The organism is Shewanella sp. MR-4 (genome assembly GCF_000014685.1).
GTDB lineage: Bacteria > Pseudomonadota > Gammaproteobacteria > Enterobacterales > Shewanellaceae > Shewanella.
In genome coordinates, this window is sequence record NC_008321.1 from 1077078 (window position 1) to 1093799 (window position 16722).

At 47.9% G+C, this 16722-nt stretch carries 12 protein-coding genes; 7 read left to right on the forward strand and 5 right to left on the reverse strand.

What is annotated here, in order from left to right:
• Positions 1 to 4: 4 nt before the first annotated feature.
• Entirely contained in the window at positions 5 to 1636 is a 1632-nt protein-coding gene (locus SHEWMR4_RS04795) for a methyl-accepting chemotaxis protein (protein WP_011621718.1), read from the reverse strand.
• Between the two features lie 142 nt (positions 1637 to 1778).
• Positions 1779 to 2669, reverse strand: coding sequence for a DMT family transporter (locus SHEWMR4_RS04800; protein WP_011621719.1), 891 nt, complete (start codon positions 2667 to 2669; stop codon positions 1779 to 1781).
• Between the two features lie 207 nt (positions 2670 to 2876).
• Between SHEWMR4_RS04800 and SHEWMR4_RS04805 the strand changes: the two genes are divergently transcribed.
• Positions 2877 to 3656: an AraC family transcriptional regulator gene (locus SHEWMR4_RS04805; protein WP_011621720.1), complete on the forward strand. Its 780-nt coding sequence runs from the start codon at positions 2877 to 2879 to the stop codon at positions 3654 to 3656.
• Between the two features lie 567 nt (positions 3657 to 4223).
• Here SHEWMR4_RS04805 and SHEWMR4_RS04810 read toward each other — a convergent pair.
• The gene (locus SHEWMR4_RS04810) at positions 4224 to 4610 is read right to left on the reverse strand and encodes a GreA/GreB family elongation factor (protein ID WP_011621721.1); all 387 of its coding nucleotides are present in this window, start codon (positions 4608 to 4610) and stop codon (positions 4224 to 4226) included.
• A gap of 597 nt (positions 4611 to 5207) precedes the next feature.
• Between SHEWMR4_RS04810 and SHEWMR4_RS04815 the strand changes: the two genes are divergently transcribed.
• Positions 5208 to 6500 (forward strand): O-acetylhomoserine aminocarboxypropyltransferase/cysteine synthase family protein, encoded by a 1293-nt coding sequence (locus SHEWMR4_RS04815; RefSeq protein ID WP_011621722.1) that lies wholly within the window; start codon positions 5208 to 5210, stop codon positions 6498 to 6500.
• A gap of 63 nt (positions 6501 to 6563) precedes the next feature.
• On the opposite strand, the gene SHEWMR4_RS04820 is transcribed toward SHEWMR4_RS04815, so the two are convergent.
• Both SHEWMR4_RS04820 and SHEWMR4_RS04825 read right to left on the reverse strand, forming a co-directional pair.
• Positions 6564 to 9710, reverse strand: coding sequence for a DUF2339 domain-containing protein (locus SHEWMR4_RS04820; protein ID WP_011621723.1), 3147 nt, complete (start codon positions 9708 to 9710; stop codon positions 6564 to 6566).
• Positions 9711 to 9915: 205 nt separating this feature from the next.
• Positions 9916 to 11049, reverse strand: a complete 1134-nt coding sequence (locus SHEWMR4_RS04825; protein ID WP_011621724.1) for a methyltransferase — start codon at positions 11047 to 11049, stop codon at positions 9916 to 9918.
• A 177-nt stretch (positions 11050 to 11226) separates the two neighbouring features.
• On the opposite strand from SHEWMR4_RS04825, the gene SHEWMR4_RS04830 reads away from it, so the two are divergent.
• The 5 genes from SHEWMR4_RS04830 to SHEWMR4_RS04850 all read left to right on the forward strand — a co-directional run bounded on the left by SHEWMR4_RS04830 (position 11227) and on the right by SHEWMR4_RS04850 (position 16531).
• Positions 11227 to 11886 carry an alpha-ketoglutarate-dependent dioxygenase AlkB family protein gene (locus SHEWMR4_RS04830; protein ID WP_011621725.1) on the forward strand — a complete coding sequence of 220 codons (660 nt, stop codon included), beginning with the start codon at positions 11227 to 11229 and terminating at the stop codon, positions 11884 to 11886.
• Positions 11887 to 12020: 134 nt separating this feature from the next.
• A complete protein-coding gene (locus SHEWMR4_RS04835) occupies positions 12021 to 12341 on the forward strand; it encodes a BolA family protein (protein ID WP_011621726.1) in 321 nt (106 codons plus the stop codon).
• A 203-nt stretch (positions 12342 to 12544) separates the two neighbouring features.
• On the forward strand, positions 12545 to 13660 hold the full coding sequence (locus tag SHEWMR4_RS04840) for a TRAP transporter substrate-binding protein (protein WP_011621727.1): 1116 nt from the start codon (positions 12545 to 12547) through the stop codon (positions 13658 to 13660).
• Positions 13661 to 13815: 155 nt separating this feature from the next.
• Entirely contained in the window at positions 13816 to 14325 is a 510-nt protein-coding gene (gene luxS / locus SHEWMR4_RS04845) for an S-ribosylhomocysteine lyase (RefSeq protein ID WP_011621728.1), read from the forward strand.
• Positions 14326 to 14479: 154 nt separating this feature from the next.
• Positions 14480 to 16531, forward strand: a complete 2052-nt coding sequence (locus SHEWMR4_RS04850) for a TonB-dependent receptor domain-containing protein (protein WP_011621729.1) — start codon at positions 14480 to 14482, stop codon at positions 16529 to 16531.
• Positions 16532 to 16722: the final 191 nt, after the last annotated feature.

Consider the following 16722-nt stretch of genomic DNA (forward strand, 5'->3'; position numbering starts at 1 on the left):
CTCCTTAAGCGACTTTAAAGCGTGACACTTCTTTTTGCAGATTGCTGCAAATGGTTTGAGTGTTGACGACGATTTGCTGAGTCTCTTGGATAACGGTATTGCAGTAGCGGGTCTTGTCAGACAACTCGGTCAAGTTACGATTGATTTCTTCGGTTACATGGGTTTGCTCTTCGGTGGCCGTGGCGGTTTGTGTCGACATCTCACTGACCTTAGAGGTGGAGTTCAGGATCTCATCTAAAGCATCCTGTGTCTGACTGGCGAGGGTCACGGTCGAGTTCGTGAGGCTGGCGCCCGATTCAATGCTCTTAACCGCATCATTCACGCCCCGTTGTAACTCTTCAATCATACGCTGAATATCTTGGGTCGAGGTTTCGGTGCGGCTCGCCAGTGTCCGCACCTCATCGGCAACCACCGCAAAGCCCCGTCCTTGCTCACCCGCACGGGCCGCCTCAATGGCGGCGTTGAGGGCGAGTAGGTTAGTTTGCTCTGCAATCGAGCGGATAACATCCAATACGGAGGCGATATTGGCGGAATTCACTGAGAGTTTTTCGATAACCGCTACGGCTTGTTTCACCGACTCTGACAGTTGCTGAATATGGTTAACCGATTGAGTGAGGATATTTTTACCCTCAATGGTTTGGTCGTTGACTTTAGTAATTTCGGTGGCGGTATGCAGGGCGTTGCTGGCCACCTCTCGCACCGCGGCGCTCATCTCATTCACCGCCGTGACTATGGTATCGACAAACTGTTCCTGCTCGTAACTGATGCCTATGGTGGTGGTTGATTTTGTCGCGAGGTTTTCAACGGTTTGGCTGACATCTTTGGTCTGGCTGATAATCGCGATAACCATTTGCTGCAGTTGGGCAACGAACAAGTTAAAGGCATTGGCCAGCTCACCAATTTCATCTTGGCGGGTGATGGGGATACGCTGGGTTAAGTTTCCGTCGCCATCGACAATATCCTTGATCCTGTCAGTAATATCTTGGATGGCATTAACAATAATTTTAGGACCAAAGTAGGCGATCACTAGGGCTACGATAGCGACAAGGGTGGCTATGGTGACTGAGATTTGGGTTTGGGTAGTGGCCTGCTCTGAGGCCTGTAAATCCAATTCTTTCACGCGGTTATCGGCAGCTTCTCCCGCGGCGTTGTAGATATTTCTTAGGGCCTTAAACTCTTTTTTAGATTTGTTTTCATGGAGTTGTCTTGCCAGTTCAAAGTTATTATTTTTTACCGCGTTGATGACTTCCGATGAAGCTTGATACCAGAGCGAAAACTGCGCCTCAAAACCACTGGTGGATTGTATGACTTCTAAATGCTCTTGCAGGTAATTTTTAAACTCCCCCATGCGATCACGCGCTTGGTCGACGTTTTCCTGCCAGTTGTCTATCTCACTCTTGCGATTGTCGCTGCTGAGATCGGGTCGAAGGAGTACTTCTTCACTCAGTTGAGCCTGATAGAGGTCCCGATCCGCGTTGAGAATGGCCGAAATAGCAGGATTAAATAATTGGCTAAACTCCTGCATTTGCTTGAGGGTGGTGCGGCTTTGCATCGCATCGGTTACGGCCATCACAATCAAGGCTGTCGCCATAATGGCAAACATCAGCGAAAACTTTACTCTAATGCTATTAAACATGGGACTCTCCATAACTCTCTGACAAAACGACTTATTAAATAGCTTAGTCGCTATTTGGGTGTTTGCAGCAGTCAGCAAGAAGTCCGTTATTGGCAACATTAAAGAAAACGCCCCAAGATTTTGGGGCGTTGAGGAGAGAGATTTATTCGGTGCAGGCGATGGGGGCTGTGGGTTTCAGCTTAGGTTTTACCTGCACTAACATCACCCCAAAGATGACCAGAGCGCCGCCTAAGTAGTGATAAACGGCTAAGGTTTCATTCAGAATGAACGCGGCTAAGATAGCCGCGAGGATCGGCATCAAATTGAAGAAAATGCTGGTTTGCTCAGCACCCAACTTGCTGATGCCATTAATCCAGGCCCAAGGTGCAATGAGTGAAGCGCCCAGAGCGGCATAGAGTATTAACGGTGCGGCTTGGCTGCTAATGGCGACACTGGGCGCGCTAAACAGCAGTGGAGTTAACATCAACACCGCAATAAGCCCTTGAATATACACTGACTCCCACGTCGATATCGGTAATTGCCAGCGTTTGAGCAATACCCCGTAAAGCGCGTACACAAAGGCGCTGATGAGTAACAGTAAATCCCCTTGGGTTACGCCTATGGCAAGATTGGCCATATCCCCGTGGCTTAACATAAACACTAAGCCCAAGAGCGAAATCACAGTGCCACCAAAGACCAAGGGGGTCAGTTTTTGTTTGAGTAAAGGCACGGCCAAAAACAGGCTCATCATAGGCACCAGCGAGTTGATTAAGGCCATATTGGTAGCGGTTGTGGTTGCCGCGGCAAAGTAGGCAAGGCTTTGGTTTAATACCATGCCTAAGGCGGCTAAGGTAGCGAGTTTGGGCAGTAATGGTGCAATCGTTTTACGCTTGTGCCAGACGGGTTTTAGCATAAAAGGCGTTAACACTAGCATGGCAAAAAACCAGCGATAAAAGGCTATCGCTTCGGGGGCGATAATCCCAAAGGAGAGTTTGTTAACAATGGCGTTGCCTGCCCAAATCACGACGGCGAGCAGGGGAAATAAATACAGCATAGATTAGTCTTAATTGGCGTGAAGACGGGGTTAGGCGAAAGGACATAAACCCGATGTCATAGATTGGCTGCTATTATCCTTGGTCTTTTATGATATAAATATCGCTTAAAAGACAATGTCAGTTCGTCGGCGGACAATCCTTTTTCGGCTAAAGCCCCTGTATGCGCCCCGAATCGACTCGCTATTATGGAGTACAGTGGAGTGCTGATGCGTCCCGTTTATCATCCGCTCAGGGCGGAACAAGCGCCTGTTGCCGATATTTTCTTTAACTATGAAGCTTTTCTCCCTAATACCATCACCCCAAAACACAGCCACGCTTGGGGGCAACTGCAGCTGATCAGTGGCGGTATTATGGAGCTGCATGCCGCTGGGCAGCGATTTTTATCGCCATCCCAATATGCGATTTGGGTGCCGGCGGGGATAGAACATGAGAGCTTTACTCGCCGCAGTATCCATTATTGCTCGATGAATATAGTGGCAAATCGTGCGGGTGTTTTTCCGGAGGAGACTTGCCTGCTGGCGGTCACCCCCATAGCACAGGCGATCGTGAACGATCTAAGGGAGCGGCAAGTCCGAGTGGCCGAGAGCGAAGCGGATAAACGTCTGGTTGAGGTGTTAATCGACCAGTTGATTTTAGGTCAGGCACAGCCGCAATTTTTACCCTCGAGTCGCGATAAATTATTACAGCCCATTTTGCAGCAACTCGAACTCGACCCCGCCAGCCAAAAGAGCCTTAAGACCTGGGCGAGTGAGCTGCATACCACAGAGCGCACTCTGGCTCGGCGTTGCCAAGACAGCCTTGGGATGAGTTTTACCGAGCTGCGACAGCGGCATCAGTTTATTTATTCGTTACAGCTATTACGTGAAGGATTGGCAATCAAGGAAGTGGCGCTGACCTTGGGCTATAACCAAACCTCACCTTATATAGTGATGTTTAAAAAATATGCCCAATATTCGCCTGAGCAATATCGCCGTCAACTGGGATAAAAAAGAGGGCGCGGTAGTCACCACGCCCTCTTACAAATAAAGAGAGGATTTAAGGGATTTTTTACACAGGGATTAATCGGAGTTTTTCTGTCGATTCCGTTTATCCTGACGTTTCTCTTTTAAGGTTTTCATCGGCGGTTTTTTCGCTTTTTCTTTACTCATGACAAATACTCCTAACTGAACTTAAACTCAGCAAAGTGATACTCAGTAAAGTGAAACTTAATAAGATGAGACTATCGAGTGTAGCGCCGCATTCTTACGGATAGTCAATTTAAATTAACCTTTCGGCTAATTTAAACCATAAAAAGCGCTATGAGCCAGTACAATAAAGCTTTTGCCTCTTGATAGATTTTACATAAGCGCTGCCATACTCGGTAAATATGCAAGAGGTTTAAGCGCTGACTCATCGGCTTTAATTGATTTCGCGGCCTGTTAATGACTTCAAAATAATGTTCTCCTGCTTTTTATTATGCCTGTGCTAGATGCCGCCGCAAATAGCGATTTAAAAGCATGCTGCCACTGAAATTTGAACATGCTTTATTCTGAAAATGCTATTTTTCCTCTGATTTATTTCTTACAAAGGGCGATATCCTTCACGATAAACAACACGGGTTTACCTAGAATATTGACTTCGGCATATTCGCCCTTAGTGCGTCCGAGTAGGCTGACACCGAGATCGGAGATCACCGAGTAGCGTCCTGCTCTGGGTTTGTGCCTAGGTGGATACACCAGCTCGATGCGGTATTCCTGCTGGTCATGTTGATTAACCAGTAAAATTTCTCGTCCAACCGTCACTTTATCTAGGGTTTCTTCACTTTTGAGTTGATCCAGTTTTGCAATTACTGCCGCCAATGAGGTCGGGCGCAGTGAGGCATTAAAACTGTTTTGTAGGTAATAGGTTTCCGTTTTCAACATAAAAGACTGAAATAGGTTGCTAAAAAAAGAATAAAACATAACTACCCCAAATATGAGCTAGATAACTGCCATGCTCCAAAATAAAAGTTGAAGCAATAAATTAAAAAATAAGAGATGGACTGCCGAGTGCGAGTAGCACTCGGCTTAAACTGGAAATTTAAGTGACAGGCGTACAGGATTAGCTAAATAAATTGCACGATTCGGCTTTAAAGAGGTTGGCTTAATTGTGAATAATGAAAATGCATTTTTTAACATAGCGCTACATCTCCATCTAAAATTAAGACTAAATTAATCATTCAGGGCTTGATGATTAATCACTAATTAATGCCCATACCATAGGCCAACTAAAAAAATAAAGCAAGCCTGATAATATTTAAAATAATGATGAGTAACCAGTAAAAGAATATTTAATATTTTAGTGAATGATAGACCTTCTTTTTTGGCATTTGTCGCACTTCTTAATGCAGATGCGAAAAAAACATTTAGACTTCTAGATGTCCATCTGTTAGCTTGGATACAGTGCACAAATCTTGTGCGATCGGAGCATCAATTTGCGTAGCGTACCTCTCGATTTGCCTTGGGGAGTGGCTATGTTTGGGGAATGGCTTGGGGAATTTATTGGGGAAGGACACAAAGATGAAACTTGAATCACTGGCGTTACACCACGGATATGAATCAGAGGCGACCACGAAAGCCGCTGCGGTACCTATTTATCAAACCACTTCCTACACCTTCGATGATACCCAACATGGTGCTGATTTATTTGACTTAAAAGTCGCAGGCAATATCTACACGCGGATTATGAACCCGACGACCAGCGTGCTCGAGCAGCGGCTTGCAGCCATTGAAGGCGGCATAGGTGCACTCGCACTAGCCTCGGGAATGGCAGCCATTACCTATGCGATTCAAGCCCTTACTCAGGTGGGTGACAATATTGTCAGTACCAGCCAACTCTATGGCGGCACTTATAATCTGTTTGCCCATACGCTGCCGCGCCAAGGAGTCGAAGTGCGGATGGCAGCCTTCGATGACTTTGAAGAGCTCGATGCTTTAATCGATGCTAAGACCAAGGCGCTATTCTGTGAGTCCATCGGTAACCCTGCCGGCAATATTGTTGACCTTAAACGTTTAGCCGAGATAGCCCATAAACACGGCGTGCCTTTAATCGTCGATAACACTGTCGCCACCCCTGTTTTATGTCGCCCGTTTGAACATGGCGCCGATATCGTTATCCATTCATTAACCAAATATATTGGCGGCCATGGTACGACGATTGGCGGTGTGATTATTGACTCGGGCAAGTTCGATTGGGTGGCCAACAAAGAACGCTTTGCTCTGCTCAATCAAGCCGATCCTTCTTACCATGGCGTGGTTTATACCGAGGCCTTTGGCGCCGCAGCCTTTATTGGACGTTGCCGCGTGGTGCCACTGCGTAATACTGGGGCGGCGCTTTCACCCCACAGTGCATTTTTGCTGCTACAAGGGCTGGAAACTTTGAGCCTACGTATGGAGCGTCACTGCTCGAATGCCTTGGCATTGGCCGAATACTTGATACTGCACCCTTCGGTCAGTTGGGTGAATTACGGCGCTTTGCCGAGCAGCCCGCATCGTGAAAATTGCCAAAAAATCACCGGCGGTAAAGCCTCTGGGATCATCAGTTTCGGTATTAAAGCGGCCACTCCCGAGGAGGGGAAAATCGCTGGCGGCAAGTTTATCGACGCACTGCAGATGATTTTGCGCTTAGTGAACATTGGTGATGCCAAGTCGCTGGCTTGCCATCCAGCCAGCACCACCCACAGGCAGTTGGATGCGAATGAACTTGCGAGAGCCGGGGTGTCTGAGGACTTGATCCGAATTTCCGTTGGCATTGAACATATCGACGATATTATTGCCGATGTGGCGCAGGCGCTAGAAAAAGCCTTGGCTTAAGCCTCTAATCCCATCAAAAAGGCCGCTATTGTTAGCGGCCTTTTACTTTGCATTACTGGCGACTTATTGGTTTGCTTCTTGTAGGCGATTACGCGCCTTTTGATAGAAGTAAGATACGGTCAGTAAGATCACCCCAATCACCATAAAGGCGATAACCTTTTGTACTAGCTCGAAGGATGCCATATCCAGCAATAACACTTTGAGTGTGGCTAAGGTAAAGAGTCCGGCGGCGAGGCGGATCATATCCGCATGCTGGGGTTTTAGGCTGATAAACATCAACACGCTGCCATGCACGACGAGCAGAATGGCACTGAGTGGTGCGGCAATAATGTTATCGAACGTATAACTCCAGGTGAGATAACTCAGTGCGAGCAACCCGTGCCAGCCCCATTTGAGCCACTGCAGCGGTAAGAAGCGCTGATGCAAACGAATAGCGACGCCGCGGCGTAAGATAAGTAGCGCGAGCAGGGCTAATGCCATCAATTCACAGAGGATTAATAACACGTTATTCAGATCGAGTCTTAGCGACAACTCAAAGTGCAGCATTATCGGCAATAGCGCGAGCCCCAGACACAGCCCGTAGGCCATGCTGTAGCTTGAGCGCACCGCGGCTTGGGTTTCTATGGCTATGTGCGCCATCAATCCCGTTTGCACTGAGCCATGTTGGGTGCGTCTTTGGATCAAGAGGGCAAAGTAGCCACTCAGGGCTAAAGCCGTCATCGACCATGCCACAACATCGACGCGGTTAAATCCATAGACTAATACGGCCAGCACTAGCGCGAAATAATAAGGGCTAAGTTGCCATTGCAGGGGTAGCAGTGATGCCCAAGGTTTGGCAAGCTTGCGATAACGCAGCAGTACAAAGCCCATGACTAGGACGCCAATTAGCAGTGCGATAAGCCCTTGCCAAACTTCAAACAGGCACAAACTGGCGGTGGTGAGTATCGCCAGCCAAGTCAAAATCTTGGTTTCAATTTCAAGGGCTTTATGCTTGATAACATAGGCAAGGGCGAGGCTGAACAAACTGCTGAGCCAGAGTGCAACCGCGGTAAATTCCCAATAACTGCGCATTACCTTAGGCAATAACATCAGCGGCAGTAGCAGATAACAGCCGAGTTGTATTTGCTTGGCGGCTTGGGCGAACAGCGAACTTGGATAATGCTTACGATACCAATAGTGGGCCAGTAGCAGGGCGGCGAACAATTCGATGCGTGCCAGCTTGGCCATCAGTGGTTGCGCACTAAAGCTCAGGCTGTCAGTAAGGGTCACGCCTTCAACCACAGTAAACAAGAGTGGCAGCAGCAATAGCCAAGCGGCAAACTCGCTGACCATCAACTTGTCTTTACCACTTAAATACAAGAGCAATAGACTCACGAGCGGGATGATGGCGACATAATAATCGCTGCTGACAAGGAAAGCCGCCAGCAAAAGGGTCGCCGCATAAAAACCGCTGAGTAACTCTTTGAGTAAATAGCTCAGTTGCCGCTCGAGCCGTGACAGTAGCAACTCATCATTGCCTATTTGGCGGATAACAAATAGCAGGGCCGCCGCGCTTAAGGCTAAGGCGAGCAGCGGGAACCCAAGTGCCGCCATGGGCGTTTGCTCGCCAAGTCCGAGAAAGGAAAAACCTGTCAGCACCGCATATAAATTGAGCATCAGCCCTGTCAGTAATAACACATAGGCTTCGGCGCGCACCGAAATCAGTTTCTCCTTAAGGCCAATCCAGAGCAGGAGCAATGCTTCGAGGATAAGCACTAATCCTAGGAAATCATGGCTTAATAGATAAAGGGCGGCAAAAGCGGCAAAACTACCGCCAAAGACTAATAAGAGACTGCTCTGGGACGGGGTGAGTCGAGACTTGAGCTTAAGGTATAAGCCCGCACAGATGAGTGCGTTGGCGATAAAAATCTCCCCGGCAAATGGCGTAAATTGGGTGAGTTCGAAGATTACAAAGGCCAGCAGGGCTATCGGTAGAACTAGGGCTCTATGGCTGAGTGAGGTCGTTGAAGGATTCACCATAAACCCATATAGACCATAGAGATAAAACAATGCGTTAATGCTTACTAGGGCTAGCACTGCGCCGCCACCCCATTGGGTGAGCGGTAAATCGACAAAATAGCTGAAGGCTTCGATGCAGGCGATATGCAGGAATGCGGTGATTTCCAGCAGTAATGGCCAGTGTAATTTACGGCTTTGGGCGAGGGCGCCCGCACCAATCAGTAGCAGATAGGGAATATACAGTAACGGCGCATAGCTTTGGGATAGCAGCATCATAGGTGCCATCGAGCCGCCGACTAAGGCAATGACGGCAATGACCTTGGCATCGAGTCGCATCGACAGGCCATAGCCCGCTAAAGTAATCAATAGCAGCAGGATAAAGCTGGCACTATTGGGGATAATCTCAAAGTAGGGGCCAATAAAATAGGCGCAGAGATAGTTTAGGATGAGGCCTAATCCGACAATTCCAGAGCCAAAGTCGGCCATGCCCGCCCTTTTTTGGCGGATAAAAATCCCGCCCGCAATAATCGCATTGGCGCAGCCAAAACCCAGCAGGGCTTTACCGAGTTCAGAAAACCAATGATTGATGGAATATTGCAATAGATAACCAAAGCCTAGGGTCAGGGTGATGATGCCCGCAACCGTCATTAAAAACACTGGGCCTAAGCCCTTGGCTTGATAATGTTGATAGAAGCCTTTGACCTGTTCAGAGATGGCCGCAAATGGCGCCATGATGGCGGTAACGCCTTGGGATAATAAGGTCTCTAACTGACTTGCGGCCTGCACACCCACTTCAAGTCCGGCTTGCTGAGAAAAGGCCTTATCTTTCTGCGAATCATCCTGCTGCGAATCCTCAGGTGAATGCATGGCTTTTGAGGGAGCCTTTGCGTGGCGCTGCCAAGGATCGTCTTGCCAAGAATTAACTTCGGGCATTTGTGGCTGGATATGGGAGGCCAGTTCTTCAGATTGCTGCGAAACGCGCTCATCCCCTGAATCAATCGTCGTGCCGAATGGCGCCGTGATATCGTCCACACTCGTGGATGGGGTGGTGAGAGGGCCATTGTCTTGCTGCTCAAGCTGAAGACTGATGCTGTCGAGCTTGGCCGAGAATTCTGCCAGTTGGCGGCTGAGTGAAGATTGCTGCGACAGGTGCTGCAGTTTTAACTGCGCCAATTCTGCCTTGAGTTGGTCAACGTCATCCTTTAACGGCATCTCAATATCCTAAATATGCTTTCCATATCCATGGGGCATAAAAGTCTAAGTGACTCACTTTTATGCTTTTGCTGCCAAAGATTGTACTGACAACTTAGGGGAACGGCTAGCGAAAGCCGTTATTCAGTATGCGCTGATGCTGGAATGAAAAGAGAGAGCAAAGATAGCGCCATTATTTTGGCCTATCTTTGCTGAGCTAAAGCGGTTATCTCTGCGCTTGCAGGATCACAAATTTGCCGTTGGAGGCAACAGTAGTGCAGTTTTTAAATAAACGCTGCAATTTCACGTGGTAAGCCAAATGGCGATTACCCACTATATGTAAAATGCCGCCATTTTTGAGTCGGCGACGCGCGTCTAAAAACATCTGCCAAGCAATGTGATCGGTAATCGCCTCGCCCTGATGGAAGGGCGGGTTGCAGAGTACTAAATCGGGTTCGACTCCATCGGGTAAATGGGTCATGCAATCATCCCAATGAAAATGGCCTTTTTCAGCGGGGAGTTGGTTGTTTGCCCAATTGGCTTTTGCCGAGGCCACCGCCATTTCGGAATCATCAATAAAATGGATATTGGCATTTGGGTATAACTGGGCGGCACGCAGACCGAGCACGCCATTACCACAACCTAGGTCGACAATTGTTTTAAAATCGCCCTGAGGGAGGTTATCCAACATAATGCGTGCGCCGATATCGAGTTTATTGGCGGCAAACACATTGCTTAAATTACTGATGTGGAGATTAAATTCGGGAATATCCCAAGTGATTTCCTTTGGCAAGGCACGTGGCTTACCATCGCTAATACAGGTGATGACGCGGGTTTTCTTCCACGCGAGGCTGGCGCTCGCTGGCCCTAAGTATTTGGCAAAGACTTCCAATAAGCTGGCGTTGATTGACTTGGCTTTTGCACCAACCAACACTTTACAGCCCGCGGGCAACACTTGAGATAAGCGCATCAGCTGGTGGGCAAAGTAAGTGAGGTTTTTAGGCAGCTTCATCAATACGAGGGCGAGATCGCCTGGCAAGGCATCGCGACTGGTAAACCAGGTGAGGTTATCCATAGGTAACTGATTGCGAAGATGATTTTGCTCTGCACCTAAAAAACTGGTTCTGGCATCGGTTTCGACATTCAGTGGCCAATCGGGAGTGAGCCGAGATAGGGCACAACTTAAGGCGCCAAAGTTGTCGTTGATAATGGCCGTTGGCACAGCGGTTTGTCCGCCTTCGACTAGGGTGTTAATCAAATGCTCGTCTGCCGCATCCCAAGCTTGGAGATTGGATTCCTGCGAAGCGGGGTAGCGAAATAGTTCAAGCTCAATCCCTGCCACTGAAAATTGTGTCGTCATCTTTGTACTATGCCAATAAAAACGGCGCCAATAAAAATGCTGCCAATAAAAATAAGGCGCAGATTATCGCAGATTTCCCCTCATCGTGCGATGCTTGCCTGAGGTTGTGTATCCGCTCGCGCATTCATGGATAATTGAGCGGGGTCAATCACGTCGTAAGTCGTAATAAGGTGCTGCATGAAACAAGCCGATTTAGGGCTCGAGCCTGAGGTCAATATTGAAGCTGCTAGAGGAAGCTCTCGTGCTCATCGCCAAGATGCGGCACAGGTCGAGCCGCCTATCACCTTAATTAGGGATTATTTGAATGTGGCGCAGCAACATGCCTTACTCAAGGAGGCCGAATCTTACCCGCTGAGTCGCCCACAAATTCAAGTGTTTGGGGAATATCATGCCATTCCAAGGCTGCAGGTTTGGTATGGCGATACGGGATGCGACTACTTATATTCAGGGCTATTTATTCGTGCTCTGCCTTGGCCTAAGTATTTGCAAAAATTGCGCGACAAACTGCAGCGGGATTTTGGCCTAGGCAGCAATGGCGTGTTAGTGAATCGTTATGCCGATGGTCAAGATTGCATGGGCGCCCACAGCGATGATGAGCCCGAGATTGCAAGCGGCAGTGATATCGCCTCTATCAGCCTTGGTGCCTCGCGGGATTTTGTGATTAAACATAAACACAGCAGGGTGAAATACACTATTAACCTGCACAGTGGTGACTTACTGATTATGCACTGGCCAATGCAGCAAGATTGGTTACACAGCATGCCTAAGCGCTTAACGGTTAAGGAACCCCGCTGGAACTACACCTTTAGGCAATTGATTGTTAATTATCATGGCTGATTGAAAGCTAAATCATTTCATACTGTTGCTAAATTGGCTCAGTTTAAAGCCGCAAAGCTGACGTTGGGATTTGATCTTTTGTACTTGAAGCAGTACTCTGCGGCCACTGGATTTTCCCATGTTGAGATTTGAATATGTCCAATACCCATGCGCAGGGCACAGTGGCACAGACCATTGATAAGAAGCTGACCGAAAGCTTCTCGCCAACTCATTTAGAAGTCCTTAACGAAAGCCATCGTCACCATGTTCCGCCAAATTCAGAGACTCACTTTAAAGTGGTTGTCGTCAGTGATGAATTTGAAGGCCTTCGCTTACTTGCCCGCCATCGTTTGGTAAACAATTGTTTAGCCGATGAATTAGCAAACGGTGTGCATGCACTTTCTATCCATACCTTCACTCAGAGTGAATGGGCTAAGGATGTTGAAGTGCCTAAAACGCCAAATTGTCGCGGTTAATTGCGCCCCTGATTTTATAAAAGCCACGTTATCAACGTGGCTTTTTTGTTTTAGGTCAAATTGAGGAAATTATTGGGTTTCCCTCCCTAACTTTATGTGTTAACAATATGTTTTATTTCAGCAGTGTTAAGCGTTCGTCGTTCGATAAAAGCACGCTAATTTTCATACTGTTAACTGGTTATTTGTCTTGTGGGAGAGGTTTGATGCGTCATTTGGGGAGTCTATTGCTTGCGGTATTACTGATTGGACTCGGTGGGTGTAATCCTGCGCCTTCACAGACCGAACAGATTTCTGCATCGCCCCATCCTGACTCGACTCCCGTCAAAGAGGTGATTGAGTGGCGCTTAGCCACATCGTGGCCGAAAAACTTCGCCGGTTTAGGTATGGCGCCTGAGCGTTTTGCTAAGTTGGTGAACGACATGTCCCATGGCCGTTTACAAATTCATGTATATGGCGCGGGTGAGTTAATGCCGGCCTTTGCGGTATTCGACGGGGTGAGCCAAGGTAAAGTGCAGATGGCCCACGCCGCCTCCTATTATTGGAAGGGGAAAGCGCCCGCCTCACAGTTTTTTTCTTCTATCCCTTTTGGCATGACGGCCCAAGAGATGAACGGCTGGCTGCATTATGGTGGCGGCATGGCACTGTGGGAGGAAGTCTATCGTCCCTTTGGTATTATTCCATTAGCGGGTGGCAATACGGGCATGCAGATGGGCGGCTGGTTTAATAAACCCATCAACACTATTGCCGACTTTAAAGGCTTGAAGATCCGTATGCCAGGCCTAGGGGGCGAAGTGCTGAAACGTGTCGGTGCCGTTCCCGTCAATATGGCTGGCAGGGAGCTTTATGGCGCTTTGCAAACGGGGTCGATTGATGCGGCGGAGTGGGTTGGGCCAGTAAACGATCTTGCCTTTGGCTTACATAAAGTCGCCAAATATTACTATTATCCCGGCTGGCATGAGCCTGGCTCCAATATGGAGTTTTTGATCAATAAAGCCGCTTTTGAGAGTCTGCCCGAAGATTTACAGGCCATAGTCAAAGGCGCGGCGCGTGCTATCAATCAAGATATGTTGGACGAATACACCACGCGTAACGTGACAGCCCTTGAAACCTTAGTAAAAGACGAGGGTGTGGTGCTGAAGGCATTCCCGCCCGAGGTGCTTAGCGAGCTTGAACGTATTTCACAGCAGGTCATTGAAGAGCAGGCGGAGCAGGACCCTATGATGCGCAAAGTGTACCGCGCTTACCATGCGTATGAGCAAGGTGTACGTGAGTATCATAAAATTTCTGAAGATGCTTACAGCCAACAGCGGCAGCATTAATGCTGTCAATTTGAACAAAATGTTCATATTAGCGTCTGATTGATATGAGATGATTTCATCTTAGATTATCTTGTTATCGACCTAATCCATTTGGTGTTATGCTTGCGCCCATAAACCGATAGCGGTTGTATCGCATTAAGAATTTGGAGATCCCTATGCCATTACTAGATAGCTTTACCGTTGACCATACTCGGATGAATGCGCCAGCCGTGCGTGTGGCTAAACATATGAGTACCCCAAAAGGCGATGCGATTACCGTATTCGATCTGCGTTTTTGTGCACCGAATAAAGATATCCTCAGCGAGCGTGGTATCCACACCCTAGAGCATTTGTTTGCGGGCTTTATGCGTGATCATCTTAATGGCAGCGATGTTGAAATTATTGATATTTCACCAATGGGATGCCGCACTGGTTTCTACATGAGCCTGATTGGTGAGCCTAGCGAGCGCCAAGTGGCCGATGCATGGCTTGCCTCTATGGAAGATGTGCTCAAAGTGGTTGAGCAATCTGAAATTCCTGAGCTTAACGAGTATCAATGTGGTACTTATCAGATGCACTCGTTAGAACAAGCCCAAGATATTGCCCGCAACATTATCGCCGCAGGCGTGAGTGTTAACCGCAACGACGACTTAAAACTCAGCGATGAGATCTTAGGTAAACTCTAAGCTTTGCTGGGCTAGCGCATTCTGCGGTAGCAAGGTCCAAAGTGTTAGCGTCAAGAAAGCGACATTCGTCGCTTTTTTTTTCGAGTAAATTCAGCTATTTTACAAAATAACAACAAAAACGCCGTACGCTAACAAACACTTTTGGGAGCTTGGTATGTCCAGTCGCTACTTTGTGATGTCGCTGACCGCGCTAGCGGTTTCCTGTGTTTACACTCATCCCCTTAATGCAAACCCTCTCTACTCTCAGACGCTCGATTTGATTGAACTCAATAACCAGTATCATTCCGGTGATGATGGGATGCAGTTGAGTTACTTAAATAGTTTAACCCTACTACGGGCAGACCACAGTGGTAACGGCGCGAATATCAGTATGCGTTCCGCCAGCCAAGGCGTGGCTGTGATGCAAGATAGAGTGTACTTCTCACCCGCACCATATTCGGCGCCGCAGTTACAACTATTGCCCAATCTTTTGCTGCAGCAAAATGTGACTAGTACACCACTGGCGAATATGACGGTGGGCGGACAAGGGGCCTTTGGTGTCGTGAACTATCAAAGCCTTGAAATCACTGATCGACCTCAGTCGGGCAGCTTTAAGGTTGAGGGGGCAACGGATTCCGACTTTAGTGCTGGCATGACTTGGGGCGTAAAACAAAAAGAGTACGATGCCTTATTCGCGGCGAATTATCTTCAAGAACAAGGTGATGCGAATTTTTTCAACGGCAGTGATGCCGACAGAAAGAAAACCGACATACTGTTTAAGGTCAACGCCGCCAGTTTGCTTGGAGCGCGAAGTCCGCAGCAAACGGAATTTACCTATCAATTTATCGACGATGATAGTTATCGCTCACAACTTGGCAGTACTTTAGCTGACTGGCAACAGGATCCCTTACTCTTATATTCGGCAACGGCACAAGATAAACTCCAGGGACGGCAGCACAAGTATCAGCTATCACACCAAGTGGATTTAGCTGGCAGTAAAGTGATCAGCGACTTTTACTATCAATCCTATTCACAACAATTGAATCAGCTTGGTTTATTTAATGGGCAAGAGATTAACGCAGCAACCCTTGCAGATATTGCTGACTTTGATCATGCGCCAACCGCGGATGTTATTGATGTCGCTCTGCTCGTCCAAGACAACGATTACAGTGCCTTTGGCGCCCAGACCCAAGCCATAAACCAATACGGTGAACATCAAATTATTTACAGTGCTCGCTATCATACGGATAAGGCCGAGATGCGCTTTGGTGAGCAGACGGCGTTGTGGCAAGCGGATAGAAGTCTTGTCTCTGATGACTCGGGTGCCATATTAGCATACACCGATGATGCCACCGCGCTGACATCGGCAATCGATTCGTTATTCCGCTGGCAAGGCATGCAAATCAAGTTAGGGCTTACTTACGAGCATGTGAGTATTAATCGTGAAGTGAAGCAAGCGTTTGCGGGGCTGGACGAAGCGGATTTCTCCGATAGTGATTGGATGCCGCAGCTAGGTGTGCTCTATGATGCGGGCGATTGGCGTTTTAGTACCGATATCCGTCGGGCCTGGACTGCAGCAAGCGCGGGAAATACCACTCAAGAGGCTCAGGTGTCGCTCCATTATCAAGTGAGTGCCCAATATGCGCGCGAAGGGATAAAAGCGGATTTACGGGCATATGTTCAAGAGTTCGATAATCTGCATGTGGATTGCGATAGCTATTCGATGTGCGCCGATGAACGCCTGTTAACTCAAGAGAATATTCCCGATGTGCTCACCTACGGCGTAGAACTTGGCCTTGGCTATCGCTGGGATCTGGGTGGGGTAGAGCTACCCTTAGGACTAAATTATCAATATCTTAGCGCCGAGTATCAAACCAGCACTTGCACCGATGTCCAAGGCTGTGTTTTAGAGGGAGATAGATTGGCTTGGTTACCCGAACATCAATTGCAATTGAGTGCGGGAATTAAATATGCCCAATATCGATTAAATCTTGAGGCGGCCTATCAATCGGAGCGTGATTTCAGTCAGTTTGGCAGTGAGCAAGAACGGATTTCGGGCCAATGGCGGGTCGATTTGGCGGCGAATTATGATTTTGATAAACACCATAGGTTGTATTTTAGGGTCGAAAATCTGCTCGATGAGTCCTTAGTCACCACAGCATCAAATAGCGGAATTCGGTCTGAAAATGGAAGGATCAGCTATTTGGGTTATCAATGGCGTTTTTAAACTGAATTAAATCTTGTTTAAAGATTAATCAAGGGGAAAGCAAAAAGGTCGTATTATGTCTCGCCATAAAGTGGTATCGACCTTTTGCTAAATTATTTCTTTAAAAATTAATGTTATAGTATTTGCCGACCGTAATATTTTCTCTTTCTGAGCCCTCACTCGGTCGGAAGGTGAACGCTGTAGCGCATGAT

Bases quoted from the DNA above. Each gene is read 5' to 3' on its own strand.
- SHEWMR4_RS04815 (WP_011621722.1), top strand. From the start codon at position 5,208: ATGAAACTTGAATCACTGGCGTTACACCACGGATATGAATCAGAGGCG.
- SHEWMR4_RS04805 (WP_011621720.1), top strand. From the start codon at position 2,877: ATGCGTCCCGTTTATCATCCGCTCAGGGCGGAACAAGCGCCTGTTGCC.
- SHEWMR4_RS04810 (WP_011621721.1), bottom strand. From the start codon at position 4,610: ATGTTTTATTCTTTTTTTAGCAACCTATTTCAGTCTTTTATGTTGAAA.
- SHEWMR4_RS04820 (WP_011621723.1), bottom strand. From the start codon at position 9,710: ATGCCGTTAAAGGATGACGTTGACCAACTCAAGGCAGAATTGGCGCAG.
- SHEWMR4_RS04795 (WP_011621718.1), bottom strand. From the start codon at position 1,636: ATGTTTAATAGCATTAGAGTAAAGTTTTCGCTGATGTTTGCCATTATG.
- SHEWMR4_RS04850 (WP_011621729.1), top strand. From the start codon at position 14,480: ATGTCCAGTCGCTACTTTGTGATGTCGCTGACCGCGCTAGCGGTTTCC.
- SHEWMR4_RS04800 (WP_011621719.1), bottom strand. From the start codon at position 2,669: ATGCTGTATTTATTTCCCCTGCTCGCCGTCGTGATTTGGGCAGGCAAC.
- SHEWMR4_RS04840 (WP_011621727.1), top strand. From the start codon at position 12,545: ATGCGTCATTTGGGGAGTCTATTGCTTGCGGTATTACTGATTGGACTC.
- luxS (WP_011621728.1), top strand. From the start codon at position 13,816: ATGCCATTACTAGATAGCTTTACCGTTGACCATACTCGGATGAATGCG.
- SHEWMR4_RS04830 (WP_011621725.1), top strand. From the start codon at position 11,227: ATGAAACAAGCCGATTTAGGGCTCGAGCCTGAGGTCAATATTGAAGCT.
- SHEWMR4_RS04825 (WP_011621724.1), bottom strand. From the start codon at position 11,049: ATGACGACACAATTTTCAGTGGCAGGGATTGAGCTTGAACTATTTCGC.
- SHEWMR4_RS04835 (WP_011621726.1), top strand. From the start codon at position 12,021: ATGTCCAATACCCATGCGCAGGGCACAGTGGCACAGACCATTGATAAG.